Below are 16,613 nucleotides of genomic sequence, written 5' to 3'. Positions count from 1 at the left end.
TGATTACTCGCCGGCCTTGGTGATCTCGTACACGATGGGCCAGCTGTCCCAGCCGTACTCGACGTTGTCCACCAGCGTGGAGTAGCCGGCGTTGGTCGAGCGGTACCAGAGCGGCAGGACGGGCAGGTCCTGGAACAGGACCTCCTGCGCCTGCTCGAAGAGCTTGTTGCCCTCCTCGACCGACGGCGCCGTGGCGCCCTCCTGCACGAGCTTGTCGTACTCGGGGTTCGAGTAGTCGCCGTCGTTGGAGCCGGCACCGGTGATGAACAGCGCACCCAGGATGTTGTACGCACCCGGGTAGTCGAACTGCCACCCGGAACGCGTCGCGGCGTTCAGCGAGCGGTTCTTGATCTCCTCGCGCAGCGTGGCGAGGTCGGGGAACGACTGACCGGCCGCGTCGATGCCCAGCGTGTTCTTCAGCTGGTTGGAGACCGCGTCGACCCACGGCTGGTGGCCACCGTCGGCGTTGTAGGCGATGGTGAACGTCCCGCTCCACGGGGAGATGGCGTCGGCCTGGGCCCACAGCTCCTTCGCCTTGTCGGCGTCGGCGTGCGTGACCTCGGAGCCGGCGATCTCGTCGTTCCAGCCGTCGATGACCGGCGAGGTGAAGTCGACAGCCGGGGTGCGGGTGTCCTCGAAGATCACGCTCGTGATCTCGTCACGGTCGATCGCGTAGGAGATGGCCTGGCGACGCAGGTTGCCCTCCTCGTCGTTGCCGAAGTGAGCGAGACGCGACGGGATCGTCAGCCCCTCCCAGATGGCAGCGGGCTGGTCGACCGCACGGTCACCCAGGTCGTCCTTGTAGGTGGCCAGAGCCGTCGGCGGGACGCCGGGGTTGATCACGTCGAGGTTGTCCGACAGCAGGTCGGTGTACGCGGCCTCCGCGGTGGCGTAGCTGACGAGGTCGACCCCGCCGTTCTGCGCCTTGCGCGGGCCGTCGTAGCTCTCGTTCGGGAGGAGGGAGATGACGGAGTCGTGCTCCCACTTGTCGAGCACATACGGGCCGTTGCCGACCGGAGCCTGGCCGAAGCCCTCGGGGTCGTCGAAGAACGACTCGGGCAGCGGCGCGAACACCTGGTAGCCCAGCGTCGTGGGGAAGTCGGACTGCGGAGCGGCGAGCTCGACGGTGAAGGTGGTGTCGTCGACGACCTCGAGCGCGAGGGAGTCCTCCTTGACCTCGTCGGCGCTGTAGCCGGCGAAGTTGGCGAACCACCACTGGTTCTCGAACGCGGGGTCGGATGCCGCGTACTGCCACGCCTCGACGAAGGACTCGGCGGTCACCGGGGTGCCGTCGCTGAACTCCTCGCCCTCCTTGATCTTGATGGTCCAGTTCTGGTTGTCGTCGGACTCGATGGAGTCGGCGAGGTCGTTCGCGACCGCGCCGTCCGCTTCGTAGTAGACGAGGCCGGCGAAGATGTTCTGCAGAACGAGGCCGCCGCCGACCTCGTTGGTGACTGCGGGCAGAAGCGGGTTCTGGGGCTCGTTGCTCTGGACCGTGACGATACCGGTCGAGGCCTCGCCACCTTCCTCACCGCTGCCGTTGCCGCCGTCAGAGGCGCAACCCGCCAGAGCGATCGCGCCGACCGAGACCAGGCCGATACCGGCGAAGGCAATCCTGTTTCTTTTCACTTCTCGTCCTCCTGTGGACAGTACTGAGACTGCGCAACTCACCATCGAGCGCGCAGGGATACCTGAGCGTAACCGGGGGCCGCCCGTCCGGGACATTCGGCTAACGAACCGTTACTGAGTGGTGACCAACCGTCACACGCCCGAAACATGCGCGACGACGCGAACGGCGCCGCGCCGCCGTGAGGCGGGCGCGACGCCGTTCGTCGTGCGGGATCCGGTCAGGCGAAGGCCTCGACCGGCGGGCAGGCGCAGACGAGGTTGCGGTCGCCGTACGCCTGGTCGATGCGGCGGACCGGCGGCCAGTACTTCGCGGCGACCAGCGAGCGCACCGGGTATGCGGCCTCCTCGCGGGTGTAGGCGTGCGCCCACTCCCCCGCGATGAGCGACACCGCGGTGTGCGGGGCGTGCACGAGCGGGTTGTCGTCGGCCGGCCAGCGGCCGGCGGCGACGGCATCCGCCTCGGCCTTGATCATGATCATGGCCTCGATGAAGCGCTCGATCTCGTCGAGGTCCTCCGACTCCGTCGGCTCGACCATGAGGGTGCCGGCCACCGGGAACGACATGGTCGGCGCGTGGAACCCGTAGTCGATGAGCCGCTTGGCGACGTCGTCGACGGAGATGCCGGTGGCCTCCTTGAGCGGACGCAGGTCGAGGATGCACTCGTGCGCGACCCGTCCGTTCTCCCCCGTGTAGAGGACCGGGAAGTGGCCGCCGAGACGCTCGGCGATGTAGTTGGCGGAGAGGACGGCTGCCGCGGTCGCGCGCCGGAGCCCGTCCGCACCCATCATGCGCACGTACGCCCACGAGATCGGGAGGATGCCCGCGGAGCCGTACGGTGCGGCGGAGATCACGGCACCCTCGAACGTGTGGCCGCCGAAGTGCTCGGCGCGCTGGGCGAGCGGGTGCGACGGCAGGTACGGCGCGAGGTGCGCCTTCGCCGCGACCGGACCGATGCCCGGGCCGCCGCCGCCGTGCGGGATGGCGAAGGTCTTGTGCAGGTTGAGGTGCGAGACGTCGCCACCCAGATCGCCGAAGCGGGCGTAGCCGAGGAGCGCATTGAGGTTCGCGCCGTCGACGTACACCTGACCGCCGGCGTCGTGCACCGCGCCGGTGATCTCGACCACCTGCTCCTCGTACACCCCGTGCGTGGAGGGGTAGGTGATCATCAGCGCGGCGAGGTCGTCGGCGTGCTGGGCGATCTTCGCGCGCAGGTCGTCCAGGTCGACGTTGCCGAGCGCGTCGCTCGCCACCACGACGACCTTCATCCCGGCGAGCACGGCCGAGGCCGCGTTCGTGCCGTGGGCGGAGGACGGGATGAGGCACACGATGCGGTGGTCGTCGCCGTTCGCGCGGTGGTAGCCGCGGATCGCGAGGAGGCCGGCCAGCTCCCCCTGGGAGCCGGCGTTCGGCTGCAGCGACACCGCGTCGTACCCGGTGATCTCGGCGAGCCAGCTCTCGAGCTGGTCGATGAGCTCCAGGTAGCCGCGCACATCGGCCTCGGGCGCGAACGGGTGGATGCCCGCGAACTCCGGCCAGGTGATCGCGGCCATCTCGGTGGCGGCGTTCAGCTTCATCGTGCAGGAGCCGAGCGGGATCATGCCGCGGTCGAGGGCGTAGTCCCGGTCGGACAGGCTCTTCAGGTACCGCATCATGGCGGTCTCGCTGCGGTGGCTGTGGAACACCGGGTGCGTGAGGTATTCGTCCTCGCGGCGGAGGGCGTCCGGCAGCGCGTCGGCGTCGCCGAGGCCGAACCCGAAGGCGCGCTCCGTCTTCCCGCCGAAGACCCGCGCGACCCGGTGCAGCTCGGCCACCGTGGTCGTCTCGTCGACCGCGATGCCGATCGTGTCGGCATCGGCGACCCGCAGGAGGATGCCGGCGCCGTCCCGGGCCTGGTCAGCGTACTCCGCGGCGCGGCCTGGCACGCGCACGGTGAGGGTATCGAAGAAGTGCGCGTGGACGACGTCCGCACCGGCCTCGGTCAGCCAGTCGCGCAGCAGCGTCGCCTTCGCGCTCACGTCGCGGGCGATCTCACGGAGCCCGTCCGGGCCGTGGTAGACCGCGTACATCGAGGCCATCACGGCGAGGAGCACCTGCGCGGTGCAGATGTTCGACGTCGCCTTCTCCCGGCGGATGTGCTGCTCGCGGGTCTGCAGCGAGAGGCGGTAGGCCGGCTTGCCCTCGGCGTCGACGGACACGCCGACGAGGCGTCCGGGCAGCTGCCGTTCGAGGCCGGCGCGCACCGCCATGTATCCGGCGTGCGGGCCGCCGAAGCCCATCGGCACGCCGAAGCGCTGGGTGGTCCCGACCGCCACGTCGGCGCCGAGGGTCCCCGGGGCCGTGAGGAGCGTGAGAGCGAGCAGGTCGGCGGCGGCGACGGCCAGACCGCCGGCGAGGTGGGCCGCGTCGAAGACGGCGGACGGATCCCACACGCGCCCCGAGGCGCCGGGATACTGCACGAAGACGCCGAACAGCTCGGCGGGCAGCTCCTCCCCCGCGGCGAAGTCGACCGTGACGAGCTCGATGCCGAGGGCCTCCGCCCGGGAGGCCAGCATCGCCTTCGTCTGCGGCAGCGCGTCCGCATCGACCGCGAACACGTTGGCCCCGGTCTTCGACGCGCGCCGCGCGAGCAGCATCGCCTCCACGACGGCGGTGGACTCGTCGAGCATCGACGCGTTCGCCGTAGTGAGCCCCGTGAGGTCGGCGACCATCGTCTGGAAGTTGATCAGCGCCTCGAGCCGGCCCTGCGAGATCTCGGGCTGGTACGGCGTGTAGGCCGTGTACCAGGACGGGTTCTCCAGGACGTTGCGCTGGATCACCTGCGGGGTGACCGTGCCGTAGTAGCCGAGGCCGATCATCGAGCGGTTGACCGTGTTGCGGGCGGCGAGGGCGCGCAGCTCGGCCAGCGCCTCGGTCTCGGATGCGGCGACCGGGATGCGGGAGTCGGCGACCGCGTCCTCCGGTCCCGTGTAGATCGAGGCGGGAACGGCCTGCCGCATGAGCTCCTCGACCGGGCTCAGCGTCCCGCTGTCGACGGCGCCGAGCCCGAGCGCATCGAGCATCGTGCGCTGAGCGGCCTCGGTCGGTCCGATGTGACGATCGGCGAAAGCAACCACGTGCGGATCAGCCCTCCGTGAGTGCGACGTAGGCGTCGCGGTCCAGCAGCCCGTCGAGAGCCCCGGCGGCGACCGCGACCTTGATCAGCCACCCACCCTCGAACGGCTCGGCGTTGACGAGCGACGGGTCGTCGACCACGGCGTCGTTGATCTCGACGACCGTGCCGGCGACGGGAGCGTAGAGCTCGCCGACCGACTTCGTCGACTCGATCTCACCGACGACGGAGCCCGCGGTCAGCTCGGTGCCGACGGCGGGAAGCTCCACGAAGACGACGTCGCCCAGCTTCTCGGCGGCATAGTCGGTGATCCCGATGGTGACGGTGTCGCCGTCACCGGCGATCCACTCGTGCTCGTCGGTGTAGCGGAGTGCGCTGAGGTCGGTCATTTGGTCCTCCGGTAGAAAGGCAGGGCGGTCACGGTCGCGGGGATGCGGGTCCCCCGCACATCAAGGAATACTGCGGTTCCCTCTTCGGCGGAAGAAGGATCGACGTAGGCCATCGCGATGGGATGACCCAGCGTCGGGCTCAGGGCGCCGCTGGTGATCTCGCCGATCACGGTGCCGTCGGCGTCGACGACCGCGTAGCCCGCGCGTCCGGCACGGCGCCCCTCCGCCGTCAGGCCGACCAGGATCCGGGCATCGTCGGCGGGCGCCGGAGCGTGCTTACCGACGAAGCGCTCCTTCGCGGCGACCACGACGCGGCCGAGACCCGCCTGGGCCGGCGCGGTGTCGAGGCTGAGTTCATGGCCGTACAGCGGCATGCCGGCCTCCAGCCGGAGGGTGTCGCGCGCGGCGAGGCCGGCGGGCACCAGGCCGTGCGGGGCACCCGCGTCGAGCACGGCATCCCACAGCGCGGTCGCGAGGGCCGCGGGCACGAGGAGCTCGAAACCGTCCTCGCCCGTGTAGCCGGTCCGGGCCAGGAGCAGCGGCTCCCCGCCGAACGACGCCGTCGCCCACGCGTAGTACTTCTGCTCCGCCCAGGGCACGCTGACCTCGGTGATCCCGGCGGTCGCGGCGAGGATCTCCTCGGCCCGCGGCCCCTGCACGGCGATCAGTGCGTAGTCGTCCGAGACGTCGGCGACGTGCACGGCGCCCGCGTCCGCGTCCGCGACCCGCTCGGCGAGCGCCCGGCGCACGGCGTCGCGGTTGCCGGCGTTGGAGATGACGAGGAAGTCGTCGTCGGCCAACCGGTAGACGATCACGTCGTCGACGATGCCGCCCTCGGGCGTCAGCAGCAGCGAGTACTTCGCCTTGCCGACCGCGAGCGCGGACAGGCGCCCGGCGAGCGCGTAGTCGAGGAAGGCCGCGGCACCGGCGCCGCGGACCGTGAACTCGGCCATGTGCGAGATGTCGAACACGCCGGCCGCCTGCCGCACCGCGTGGTGCTCGGCGAGGTCGGACGTGTAGCGGACCGGCATCTGCCAGCCGCCGAAATCGGTGAAGGAGGCGCCCAGCGCCTCATGGCGCTCGCGCAACGGGGTGTAGCGGGGATCGGACATGGAGTTCTCCCGGACGGGTCGGGCGGGGCGACGGCGTCGCCCCTGGGAACTCCCCCTCTGTCATCGGCCTGAGAGCTTCGCCCGCGCATGCGCTGGGCTTTCACCGTCGGCGGATCCCCAGGTGCTCGGGATCGCTTTTCAGAGCGGCCGGACCTCCGCGGTACGCGTACCTGAGAGATTGGCGGGGAGGCTTGCTCCTTCGGTGCCCGGCTGCGTGCGCCGGGGCTCTCCCGCGTCGGTCGTTCGGCCTGTCTTCGATTGTGGGTTCAGTCTAGCGGTGTCCCCCGCCGGATCAGGAGCCCAGGGCGAGCTCCGCCCGGACCTCGTCCCTGAGCCGTCCGAGGTTCTCCGGCTCGGGCGCCGCCGCCAGCAGGGTGCGGGTGTATTCGTGCTGCGGGTTCAGGATCACCTCGTCCGCCGGTCCCCGCTCCACGACATCGCCCCGGAAGAGGACCATGATGTCGTCGGAGAAGTGCCGCGCGGTCGCCAGGTCGTGCGTGATGTACAGCACTCCGAGGTTCTCCTCGCGCTGCAGCTCGGCGAGGAGGTTGAGCACCCCGAGCCGGATCGACACGTCGAGCATCGACACCGGTTCATCCGCCACGATGAAACGGGCCCCCGGCGCGAGCGCCCGCGCGATCGCCACACGCTGCCGCTGTCCACCGGAGAGCTCGTGGGGCCGACGCTCCGCGAAGCTCTCCCCCGGCGTGAGCCGCACGCGTTCGAGGAGCTCGATCGCCCGTGTCCGCACCTCGCGCGCGCTGAGCTGCGGGTGATGCAGGCGGATCGGGCGCTCGAGGTGATGGATGATCGTGTGGAAGGGGTTCAGCGACGCGAACGGGTCCTGGAAGACCATCTGCACGTCGGAGCGGTAGCGCTCGAGCGCCCGCCCCCGCGTCCCGGACACCTCGCCGTCGAGGAGGATGCTCCCCGAGGTCGGCGTCTCCAGCTTCATCAGCATCCGTGCGATGGTCGACTTGCCCGACCCGGACTCGCCCACGAGGGCCGTCGTCCGGCCCGGCTCCAGCGTGAACGACACATCCTTCACGGCGTGCAGGACACTCGTGCGGAACCCCGATCGCAGGGGGAAGTCCTTGACGAGGTTCCTCGCCTCGAGCGTGCCCACCCGTCCCGCTGCGTCCACGCTCATCGGATGACCTCCTGGTTCACGCCGCTGCGGACGAAGTCGCCCCGCTTCCCCGTGAGGGACGGGAAGCTCGACAGCAGCCGTCGGGTGTACTCGTGCTGCGGGTCGCGGTAGATCTCCTCCGCCGTGCCCTGCTCGACGATCCGCCCCTGCAGCATGACGGCGATGCGGTCGCTGATCTCGATGAGCATGGGCAGGTCGTGGGTGATGAAGATGACCGCGAACCCGAGCTTCTCGCGCAGCCGCATGATCTCGCGGATGATGCCGCGCTGCACGACGACATCGAGGGCGGTGGTCGGCTCGTCCATGATCATGACCTGCGGATCGAGCGCGAGGGCCATCGCGATCATCATGCGCTGGCGCATGCCGCCGGAGAGCTCGTGCGGGAAGCTCGTGAGCCGACCGGGGTCGACGCCGACGAGCGTGAGCAGCTCCTCCGCCCGTTCCTGCTTGGCCTTCCTGGACATCCCGGGGCGATGCGTGTCGAAGATGTCGAAGATCTGCGCGCGGACCGAGATGACGGGGTTGAGGGAGTTCATCGCCCCTTGGAACACCATCGAGATCTTGTCCCAGCGGAACGCCCGCAGCCCGTCGCCGTCGAGCGCGACGACGTCGATGTCGTGGCCGTCGCGGTCGTGGAAGACGATCTCGCCGCCCGTCATCAGCGCGGGGGCCTTGAGCAGCCGGTTCATGCCGTAGGCGAGGGTGGTCTTGCCGCAGCCCGACTCCCCCGCGAGCCCGAGGATCTCGCCGCGGTGGAGGGTCAGCGACACGTCGCGGACGGCCTTGACGGGCGGGTCGACCTCGTACTCGATCGAGACGTTCCTGGCGGTGAGCACGGCGTCGCTCATGCGGTGACCCCCTTCTCCTTCGCGGCCTTGCGCAGACGGCGGGCCGCATCGGGCGCGTTGCGCAGCTTCGGGTTGATGACCTCGTCGATGGCGAAGTTGATGAGCGCCAGGCCCGCGCCGAGGACGGCGATCATGATGCCCGGCGGGACGAACCACCACCAGGCCCCGCGTCCCAGCGCCTGACCGGACTGCGCGTCGTTGAGGATCGATCCCCAGGTGATCGAGGAGTTGGGGCCGAGGCCGAGATACGACAGGCCGGCCTCGCCGAGGATCGCGAAGATGATCGCGAAGAGGAACTGGGCCGTCAGCAGCGGGAGCAGGTTGGGCATGATCTCGACGAGGATCACCCGGAGGGACTTCTCCCCGGCGACCTTCGAGGCGTACACGTAGTCGCGGGTGCGGAGGGAACGGGTCTGCAGTCGCAGCACGTACGCCGCCCCGGCCCATGAGGTGATGCCGAGGACGAACGCGACCAGCTGCCAGCTGCGCTGCGGGACGAACGAGGCGATCACCATGACCAGAGGAAGGCCGGGGATCACGATCATGACGTTCGTCAGCAGGGCGAGCGCGTCCTCGCGCCATCCGCCGAGGTAGCCCGCCAGGACGCCGAAGAGGAGGGACAGCACGATCGCGATGCCCCCGGCCGTGACACCGATGAGCAGCGAGCCCTGGGCCCCGATCGCGAGCTGGGCGAACACGTCGTTGCCGAGCTTGGTCGTCCCCAGCCAGTGCTCCGCCGAGGGCGGCTGCAGGGCGGGATTGTCGGTGCGGCGCGGGTTCTGCGTGAAGAACGGCGCGATGATGGCGAAGAGCACGATCGCGAGGACGAGGATCGCGCCGACGATGAACTTCGGAGAGCTGCGGGGCAGGATCCGCCGGGGCCGGCGCTCCTGCCGCTGCGTCGCCACGGCGACCGTGCCCTCGGGGGCGATGGTGGGAGGCTCCTCCACGAGGAGCGGGTTCTTCGTGTCAGACATTCTGGCGAGCCCTCGGGTCGATGAAGCCATAGACGAGGTCCATGAAGAAGTTGGCGACGAGCACGGTGAGGGTGATGACGAGGAACAGCCCCTGCATCAGCGCGTAGTCGTTGTTGGTGACGGCCTGGAACATCAGCTTGCCGACGCCCGGATAGGTGAACACCTGCTCCATCACGATGGAACCGGCGACGACGAAGCCGAGCGTGATCGAGAAGCCGGCGATCGACGGGATCGCGGCGTTGCGCGCGGCGTAGGTCGTCATGATGCGGCGGGGGCGCAGTCCCTTCGCCTCGGCGGTGAGCACGTAGTCCTCCGCGAGCGTGGAGACCATCATGTTCCGCATGCCGAACATCCAGCCCCCGACCGAGCTGATGACGATCGTGAGGGCCGGGAGGATGGAGTGCGCCAGCGCATCGGAGAAGAACGCCCAGGTCGGCTCCGGGCCGTCCGGGAAGTCGAACACGTCGTAGCCGCCGAAGATCGGGAACCACCCCAGACCGACGGCGAACACCGCGACCAGGATGAGGGCCATCCAGAAGTACGGGATCGACTGCAGCACGGTGGTGGCGGGGATGAGGTGGTCGACCCAGGTGCCGCGCTTCCACCCGGCCCAGGCGCCGAGGACGACGCCGAGGAGGAAGGAGATGACCGTCGCGGTGCCGACCAGCACGAGCGTCCACGGCAGCGCCCCCGCGATCAGCTCCGTCACCGGGGTCGGGAACTTCGTCACCGACACTCCGAGGTCGCCCTGGAACATGCGCCCCCAGTAGGCGAGGTACTGCTCCCAGAGCGACGCGTCGTCCCCGCCGAGCAGGAGCTTGATGTTGCGGATGGTGGTCTCGGAGACCTCTCCGCCTGCCCGCTGCATCTTGGCGATCATGATGTCCGCGGGGTTCCCCGGCATGAGCCGGGGAAGCAGGAAGTTGATGGAGATCGCGGCCCACAGCGTGAACGCGTAGAACCCGATCCGTCGTGCATAGAACTTCATGTCACCGTGTCCTGACTTCCTGCTTCCCCGACTCCTTCGACTCAGCCGGCCGGCTTGATCTGCGTCAGCACGTACCCGGCGGCGATGGCGCCCCAGGACGGCGGGAAGGCGTAGAGGTCCTCCTCCGTCGGCCAGCCGGTGTAGTCCTTCGTGTTGTAGAAGGTCTGCGTCGCGTTGATCACGAGCGGGATGTAGGGCAGGTCACGCACGATCTCGGTCTGGATCGTCGCGTACAGCTCCTTCTTCTCGGCCTCGTCGTTCGTGCTGATCGCGGACTGGATGGCCGCGTCGACCGTCGGGTTGCTGTAGCGGCTGAAGTTCCAGCGACCAGCGGGGATCTCCGTGCCGACGGGGCTGGTGGACTCCACCTCGGTGCCGCCGAACCAGTCGCGGTAGATCTGGAACGGGTCGGCGACCGACGTGCCGACGACACCGCCGACGATGAGCTGGAAGTTCCCGCCCTGGCGGGCGTCGGAGAACTCCTGCCACTGCACGGTCGAGGCGGTCACCTTGATGCCCGCGGCTTCGGCCTGCTCGGCGATGAGCTTCGCGGCGTCGTTGTAGTCGGTCCAGCCGTCGACCGAGATCAGGCTGAGCTCGACGGGGGTGCCGTCCTTCTCGTAGATGCCGGACGATCCCTTGGTGTAGCCGGCGGCCTCGAGGATCTCCCCGGCCTCGGCGACGTCCGCCTCCTGCGGGCTGACCTCGTTGGCCGAGTCGGCGAGCCACTTCTCGTCGCGCGGGAGCAGCGTGTACGTGGGCGAGATGTCACCGGTGAGGCCGACGAACGCCTTGTCCTTGATGGTCGCGCGGTCGATGGCGACGTTCAGCGCCTGACGCACCGCGACATCGGTCTGCGGGCCGGTGCAGCCGAGGTCGGCGTTCGCGCAGGTGTAGAGCACCGTCGGGTCCTGCGGCGTGTTGATCCAATCGATCGCGCCGTTGCCCGTGACGTCGTCCGGGTTGGGGATGAACATGCCCGTCCAGTCGAGCTTGCCGGCGGCGAGGAGGTCCTGCGCGGTCTGGTTGTTGTCGACGGCGATGTACTGCACCTTCTTCACGGCGAGCTCGTCCGCACCGCGGTAGTTCTCGTTGGCGACCAGCGTGTAGGACTCGCTGGTGGTCTTGTCCACGACGTACGGCCCGGAGCCGACGGGCTCCTCGTTCGCGAAGTTCGCGAAGTCGGTGACATCCTTCCAGATGTGCTCCGGGAGGATGTAGCTCGAGCCCATGCGCTGGAACTCGGTGGTGTACTGGGCGCTCGAGTATGTCAGGACCGCGGTCGTGTCGTCGGTCGCCTCGGCCGAGACCAGCCCGTTGCCCTCGGGGTTGTTCGCCTCGTACTGGAAGGAGAACACGACGTCGTCGGCGGTGAGCGGCTCGCCGTCGCTCCACTTCAGGTCGGGCTTGATCTTGACCGTGATCTGGGTGCCGTCCTCGTTGTACTCGAACGAGTCGCCGATCAGGCCGACCGGCTCGGCGTCCTTCGTCTTGTTGTAGAAGAACAGGGGCTCGTAGATCGGGCCGAGCGCGCCGTGGAGCACGGTCGGCGCGAACGGGTTGTAGTTCGCGGTGATCGGCGTCTGGCTTCCCGCCCAGACGCGCAGCGCACGGTCGCCGTCGGCGTCGCCGCCGTCGCCCCCGCCACTGCCACAGGCCGTCAAGCCCAGGGCGAGGACCGAGGCCCCCGCGACCGCCGTGAGCGCGATCTTGCGCTTTCCGTTACGGATCATTCGTCATTTCCTCTCGGTGCTGCACTGCAGGAGGGATTCTCCGGTTGGAGCCGAACCCCGGACGGGGTTCACGGGAACCCCGGGAGGTGGCCTGCGGGCCGCCCTCGAAGGGGTTTGTTAGGACAGTAACCTAACAAACCCGCCGCGAGGGGACAAGCGTTCTCGCGTGGGGGAGATAACGTTTCGGACTCGACGCCAGGAGTCGTCACACACTCGCACTAAAGGTCCGGATGACACTAAGATCGAGGCGGAGGTTAAGGTGCCTATGACTCGAAGTGCGGACATCCGCGTCGCCGTCTCGACGGTGATCCTCACGCTGCGGCGCAGCGGCGACGGTGCCGCCGTCCTCGCCCTCCCCCTCGTGCGCCGCACCCGAGAGCCCTTCGCGGAGCGGTGGGCCCTCCCCGGGGGCTGGCTCACGGCCGCGGAGTCCCCCGTCGACGCCGCCGCCCGCACGCTCGCCGAGACCACCGGGCTGTCGCCGACCTACCTGGAGCAGCTGTACGCCTTCGGAGCCGTCGACCGCTCCCCCACCCGCGTCATCTCCCTCGTCTACTGGGCGCTGCTGCGACAGGACGACGTCGAAGCGCAGATCGCCGCCCACCGCGCCTCGGGACGCGCCCCGGAGAACGTCGAGTGGTTCGACGTGGACGATCTCCCCGCCCTGGCCTTCGACCACCGCGAGATCGTCGAGTACGCGCTGTGGCGACTGCGCAACAAGGTCGGCTACAGCCGGGTGGCCCAGGGCTTCCTGCCCACCGAGTTCACCCTCGCCGAGCTGCGGGAGGCGTACGAGTCGATCCTCGGACGACCGCTCGACCCCGCGAACTTCCGGCGACAGGTGGAGACCGCCGGCAACCTCACCCGCACCGACCGCTTCCGCACGGGCAGCCACCGGCCCGCCCGCCTGTACCGCGACGACACCGACCTCGAGCTGGCCGACCGCGGCCCGCTCCGCCCCGAGGAAACGAGGATCCGATGAGCATCACCTTCGTCCCGACGCCCGCCGTTCCCCCGTCGGATCCGTCCGTCGACCACGCGATCCAGGCCATCGTCGGCGGCGCATCGACCGACGCCACCTGCACCACCGACCTCGCCGTCGGCCCGTGGGACTTCGACACGCGACCGGGCTACGGACCCGGCTCGTCCATGGGCGACGTCATCCCGACGGGTGCGCCGCGACAGGGCGAGCTCCCCGCGGCGTACCGCGAGGCGGACGAAGCGGAACTCCACCGCCGCATCGATGCGGCCAAGACGGCACTCGGCGACCGGGTCGTGATCCTCGGACACTTCTACCAGCGCGAGGAGGTCGTGACGCATGCCGACGAGGTGGGCGATTCGTTCCAGCTCGCCACCGCCGCCACGATGCGGCCGGAGGCGGAGGCGATCGTCTTCTGCGGCGTGCACTTCATGGCCGAGACCGCCGACCTGCTCTCTCAGCCGCACCAGTCCGTCGTCCTGCCGAACCTCGCGGCCGGGTGCTCCATGGCCGACATGGCGGACATCGACCAGGTCGAGGAGTGCTGGGAGCAGCTCGCCGACGTGCTCGGCGACCTCGACACCCCGGACGCCGACGGGCGCGTGCCCGTGATCCCCGTCACGTACATGAACTCCTCGGCGGCGATCAAGGGCTTCGTCGGCCGACACGGCGGCATCGTCTGTACCTCGGCCAACGCGACGACCGTGCTCGAGTGGGCGTTCGCCCGCGGCCGCCGGGTGCTCTTCTTCCCCGACCAGCACCTGGGACGCAACACGGCGAAGGCCCTGGGCGTACCGCTCGACCGGATGCCGATGTGGAACCCGCGGCGAGCGCTCGGCGGATCCACGCCGGACGAGCTCGTCGACGCGCAGGTGATCCTCTGGCACGGCTTCTGCTCCGTGCACCGGCGCTTCACCGTCGCCCAGATCGACCAGGCCCGCACCGAGCACCCCGGGGTCCGCGTGATCGTCCACCCCGAGTGCCCGATGGAGGTGGTGGACGCCGCGGACGAGGCCGGGTCGACCGAGTACATCCGCCGCGCCATCGCCGACGCCGTCGAGCCGACGACCTTCGCGATCGGCACGGAGATCAACCTCGTGCGGCGCCTCGCTGCGCAGTATCCGCAGCATCGGATCTTCTGTCTCGACCCGGTCGTCTGCCCCTGCTCGACTATGTACCGGATCCACCCCGGCTATCTCGCCTGGGTGCTGGAGGAGCTCGTGGCCGGGCGGACCCCGAACCGGATCACAGTCTCGCCCGACGTCGCCGACCCGGCACGGATCGCCCTGGAGCGCATGCTGGCCGCCAAGCCCCCGGCCACCGCCGGCGTCCGATGAACGTCGTCGTCGTCGGTTCGGGGATCGCGGGGCTCACCGCCGCCCTGCACGCCCACGAGGCCGGGCACACGGTCACCGTGGTCACGAAGGGGACACTCGGCGACGGGTGCACCCCGCTCGCCCAGGGAGGGGTGGCCGGGAGCTACGGGCCGGGCGACGGTCCGGTCGCCCACGCCGCCGACACGATCACCGCCGGGGCGGGCCTCGCCGACCCCGACGCGGTGGACGCCCTCGTGAGCGACGGCGCCGCCCGCATCGCAGAGCTCGTCGCCCGCGGGGTCTCCTTCGACCATGCGGAGGACGGCTCCCTCGCCCGGGGGCGCGAGGCCGCGCACACCCATGCCCGCATCCTCCACGCCGGCGGCGACGCGACGGGCGCCGCGATCGCCGCGGCGCTGTGCGCCGCCCTCCGCCGCACGTCCGTCCTCGTGCGCGAGCACGCGATGCTCGTCGACCTCCGCCCGCACGCCGGACGCGTGCGCGGCGTCGCCCTGCTCACCGCGGAGGGGCCGGTGGAGCTGGATGCGGACGCCGTGATCCTCGCGACGGGAGGGGCGGGGCAGCTCTACGCCCACACCACGAACCCGGAAGGGGCCACCGGCGACGGCATCGCCGCCGCGCTGCGCGCCGGCGCCGCGGTCGCCGACCTGGAGTTCGTCCAGTTCCACCCGACCGTCCTCCCCGGCATCCCCGTCTTCCTCCTCTCCGAAGCCGTCCGCGGCGAGGGCGCCGTCCTCCGCGATCGCGACGGGCGACGCTTCGTCTTCGACAGTCACCCCGACGGGGAACTCGCCCCCCGCGATGTCGTCGCGCGGGCCATCGCCCGGCAGGCCGCGGTGCAGGGGACGCCGGTGCACCTCGACGCGACGGAGCTCGGGGCGGACACGCTCGCCCGCCGCTTCCCGACGATCGACCGCGTCACGCGGACCCGCGGCCACGACTGGTCCCGGGAACCGCTGCCCGTGACCCCGGCCGCGCACTACCTCATGGGCGGCGTGATCACCGATCTGCACGGCCGCACCACGCTCCCCGGGCTCTTCGTCGTCGGGGAGGCCGCGCGCACGGGCGTGCACGGGGCGAACCGGCTCGCGTCCAACTCCCTCCTCGAAGGCGCCGTCTTCGGCGCCAGGGCGGCGGCCGCTCTCTCCGAACCGTGGCCGCCCCCTCACCGCACGGCGCCCTCCGCCCCGGGGGCGAACCCGCACCCGCACGACGTCTCCGCTCCTGCCTTCGACCGTGCCGCGCTGCAGCGGCTCCTGTGGGACGAGGGAGGACTGCGGCGAACCGGCCCCGGCCTGCAGCGGGCGCTCGGGATCGTCCGCGCCTGGACCGTGGGGACGCCGCCCGCCCACGACGTCCGCACACACGAGGACAGGAACCTGCTGCTGCTCGCCGACGCCACCCTCCGCGCGGCTCTCGCCCGGACCGTCTCGGTCGGCGCCCATCACCGCGACGACCCTGCTCCCGTGCCGCCGATCCCCGCGCACCCCCCGATCCTGGAGACCGCCTGATGCTCACCCGCGCCACCCTGCACCGCGTCGTCGGAGCCGCCCTGGAGGAGGACGCCCCATGGGGCGACCTCACCAGCACCACCCTCCTCCCCGCTGACGCCACCGCCACCGCCGACCTCGTCGCCCGCGAGGACGGCGTCTTCAGCGGCGGCGAGGTGTTCGCCGCCGCCTTCCTCCTCACCGACCCCGCCCTGACCGTCGACCTGCACGTGGGTGACGGCGACGCGTTCGCGGCCGCCGACGTCCTGGCCACCGTGACCGGTCCCGCCCGCGCCGTCCTCACCGCCGAGCGCGTGGCCCTCAACTTCGTCCAGAGGATGTCCGGTATCGCGACGCTCACCGCCGCGTACGTCCGCGCGATCGACGGGACGACCGCCCGGATCGCCGACACCCGCAAGACGACGCCGGGGCTCCGGGCCTTCGAACGGCACGCGGTCGCCTCCGGCGGTGGTCGCAACCACCGGTACTCGCTCTCGGACGCCGTGATGGCCAAGGACAACCACCTCGCCGTCCTCCGGCGATCCGGTCTCGACCTCGCGACGGCCCTCCGCGACGCCCTTTCGCGGCTGCCGCATACGGCGCACGTCGTGGTCGAGGTCGACCGCCTCGACCAGATCCCCGCCGTCCTGGACGGCGGGGCCCACACCGTGCTCCTCGACAACTTCTCGCTCGCCGACCTGCGGGAGGGCGTGGCGCTGATCGGCGGACGCGCGACAGTGGAGGCCTCCGGCGGCGTCGACCTGGCGACAGTGCGCGCCATCGCCGAGACCGGAGTGGATGTCATCTCCGTCGGTGCCCTGACCCACTCGGCCCGCGCCCTCGATCTCGGCCTCGACCTGCGGATCGACTGA

The 16,613-nt window shown here is 70.4% G+C and carries 13 protein-coding genes and 1 riboswitch; of the genes, 4 read left to right on the top strand and 9 right to left on the bottom strand.

Going from position 1 to position 16,613, the window contains the following annotated elements:
* Window positions 1–3: 3 nt before the first annotated feature.
* From KAF39_RS09545 to KAF39_RS09505, 9 genes are all read right to left on the bottom strand, one after another.
* The gene (locus KAF39_RS09545) at window positions 4–1,629 is read right to left on the bottom strand and encodes an ABC transporter substrate-binding protein (protein ID WP_210677042.1); all 1,626 of its coding nucleotides are present in this window, start codon (window positions 1,627–1,629) and stop codon (window positions 4–6) included.
* A gap of 218 nt (window positions 1,630–1,847) precedes the next feature.
* Window positions 1,848–4,688 (bottom strand): aminomethyl-transferring glycine dehydrogenase, encoded by a 2,841-nt coding sequence (gcvP, locus tag KAF39_RS09540; RefSeq protein WP_246878593.1) that lies wholly within the window; start codon window positions 4,686–4,688, stop codon window positions 1,848–1,850.
* 61 nt (window positions 4,689–4,749) lie between these two features.
* Window positions 4,750–5,127 (bottom strand): glycine cleavage system protein GcvH, encoded by a 378-nt coding sequence (gcvH, locus tag KAF39_RS09535; RefSeq protein WP_210677040.1) that lies wholly within the window; start codon window positions 5,125–5,127, stop codon window positions 4,750–4,752.
* Window positions 5,124–6,239 carry a glycine cleavage system aminomethyltransferase GcvT gene (gene gcvT / locus KAF39_RS09530; protein WP_210677039.1) on the bottom strand — a complete coding sequence of 372 codons (1,116 nt, stop codon included), beginning with the start codon at window positions 6,237–6,239 and terminating at the stop codon, window positions 5,124–5,126. The genes gcvH and gcvT overlap by 4 nt, the downstream gene beginning before the upstream one ends.
* 148 nt (window positions 6,240–6,387) lie before the next feature.
* Window positions 6,388–6,482: riboswitch (glycine riboswitch) on the bottom strand.
* Between the two features lie 49 nt (window positions 6,483–6,531).
* Window positions 6,532–7,389 carry an ABC transporter ATP-binding protein gene (locus tag KAF39_RS09525; protein ID WP_210677038.1) on the bottom strand — a complete coding sequence of 286 codons (858 nt, stop codon included), beginning with the start codon at window positions 7,387–7,389 and terminating at the stop codon, window positions 6,532–6,534.
* Window positions 7,386–8,237 carry an ABC transporter ATP-binding protein gene (locus tag KAF39_RS09520; RefSeq protein WP_210677037.1) on the bottom strand — a complete coding sequence of 284 codons (852 nt, stop codon included), beginning with the start codon at window positions 8,235–8,237 and terminating at the stop codon, window positions 7,386–7,388. The genes KAF39_RS09525 and KAF39_RS09520 overlap by 4 nt, the downstream gene beginning before the upstream one ends.
* Window positions 8,234–9,214, bottom strand: a complete 981-nt coding sequence (locus KAF39_RS09515; protein WP_210677036.1) for an ABC transporter permease — start codon at window positions 9,212–9,214, stop codon at window positions 8,234–8,236. The genes KAF39_RS09520 and KAF39_RS09515 overlap by 4 nt, the downstream gene beginning before the upstream one ends.
* On the bottom strand, window positions 9,207–10,202 hold the full coding sequence (locus KAF39_RS09510) for an ABC transporter permease (RefSeq protein ID WP_210677035.1): 996 nt from the start codon (window positions 10,200–10,202) through the stop codon (window positions 9,207–9,209). Before KAF39_RS09510 ends, KAF39_RS09515 begins: the two co-directional genes overlap by 8 nt.
* Before the next feature lie 41 nt (window positions 10,203–10,243).
* Complete coding sequence (locus KAF39_RS09505; protein ID WP_210677034.1) at window positions 10,244–11,935, bottom strand: ABC transporter substrate-binding protein; 1,692 nt, start codon at window positions 11,933–11,935, stop codon at window positions 10,244–10,246.
* A gap of 265 nt (window positions 11,936–12,200) precedes the next feature.
* Here KAF39_RS09505 and KAF39_RS09500 point away from each other — a divergent pair, with 265 nt between their 5' ends.
* From KAF39_RS09500 to nadC, 4 genes are read left to right on the top strand one after another with little or no spacing between them, the layout of a single operon-like run.
* The gene (locus KAF39_RS09500) at window positions 12,201–12,917 is read left to right on the top strand and encodes an NUDIX domain-containing protein (protein WP_210677033.1); all 717 of its coding nucleotides are present in this window, start codon (window positions 12,201–12,203) and stop codon (window positions 12,915–12,917) included.
* On the top strand, window positions 12,914–14,251 hold the full coding sequence (gene nadA / locus KAF39_RS09495; RefSeq protein ID WP_210677032.1) for a quinolinate synthase NadA: 1,338 nt from the start codon (window positions 12,914–12,916) through the stop codon (window positions 14,249–14,251). The genes KAF39_RS09500 and nadA overlap by 4 nt, the downstream gene beginning before the upstream one ends.
* On the top strand, window positions 14,248–15,762 hold the full coding sequence (gene nadB / locus KAF39_RS09490; protein WP_210677031.1) for an L-aspartate oxidase: 1,515 nt from the start codon (window positions 14,248–14,250) through the stop codon (window positions 15,760–15,762). The genes nadA and nadB overlap by 4 nt, the downstream gene beginning before the upstream one ends.
* On the top strand, window positions 15,762–16,613 hold the full coding sequence (nadC, locus tag KAF39_RS09485) for a carboxylating nicotinate-nucleotide diphosphorylase (protein ID WP_210677030.1): 852 nt from the start codon (window positions 15,762–15,764) through the stop codon (window positions 16,611–16,613). The genes nadB and nadC overlap by 1 nt, the downstream gene beginning before the upstream one ends.

This window comes from Microbacterium sp. BLY, assembly GCF_017939615.1.
Taxonomy (GTDB): domain Bacteria; phylum Actinomycetota; class Actinomycetes; order Actinomycetales; family Microbacteriaceae; genus Microbacterium.
The sequence above is the reverse complement of the archived record's forward strand: the minus strand, read 5'-3'. Positions and strand labels throughout refer to the sequence as shown.

What these genes read in the sequence shown, in the direction of transcription:
- KAF39_RS09525 (WP_210677038.1), bottom strand. Translation starts at nt 7,389, where the DNA reads ATGAGCGTGGACGCAGCGGGACGGGTGGGCACGCTCGAGGCGAGGAAC.
- KAF39_RS09515 (WP_210677036.1), bottom strand. Translation starts at nt 9,214, where the DNA reads ATGTCTGACACGAAGAACCCGCTCCTCGTGGAGGAGCCTCCCACCATC.
- gcvH (WP_210677040.1), bottom strand. Translation starts at nt 5,127, where the DNA reads ATGACCGACCTCAGCGCACTCCGCTACACCGACGAGCACGAGTGGATC.
- KAF39_RS09520 (WP_210677037.1), bottom strand. Translation starts at nt 8,237, where the DNA reads ATGAGCGACGCCGTGCTCACCGCCAGGAACGTCTCGATCGAGTACGAG.
- gcvT (WP_210677039.1), bottom strand. Translation starts at nt 6,239, where the DNA reads ATGTCCGATCCCCGCTACACCCCGTTGCGCGAGCGCCATGAGGCGCTG.
- nadA (WP_210677032.1), top strand. Translation starts at nt 12,914, where the DNA reads ATGAGCATCACCTTCGTCCCGACGCCCGCCGTTCCCCCGTCGGATCCG.
- KAF39_RS09510 (WP_210677035.1), bottom strand. Translation starts at nt 10,202, where the DNA reads ATGAAGTTCTATGCACGACGGATCGGGTTCTACGCGTTCACGCTGTGG.
- KAF39_RS09500 (WP_210677033.1), top strand. Translation starts at nt 12,201, where the DNA reads ATGACTCGAAGTGCGGACATCCGCGTCGCCGTCTCGACGGTGATCCTC.
- nadC (WP_210677030.1), top strand. Translation starts at nt 15,762, where the DNA reads ATGCTCACCCGCGCCACCCTGCACCGCGTCGTCGGAGCCGCCCTGGAG.
- KAF39_RS09505 (WP_210677034.1), bottom strand. Translation starts at nt 11,935, where the DNA reads ATGATCCGTAACGGAAAGCGCAAGATCGCGCTCACGGCGGTCGCGGGG.
- nadB (WP_210677031.1), top strand. Translation starts at nt 14,248, where the DNA reads ATGAACGTCGTCGTCGTCGGTTCGGGGATCGCGGGGCTCACCGCCGCC.
- gcvP (WP_246878593.1), bottom strand. Translation starts at nt 4,688, where the DNA reads ATGCTCGATGCGCTCGGGCTCGGCGCCGTCGACAGCGGGACGCTGAGC.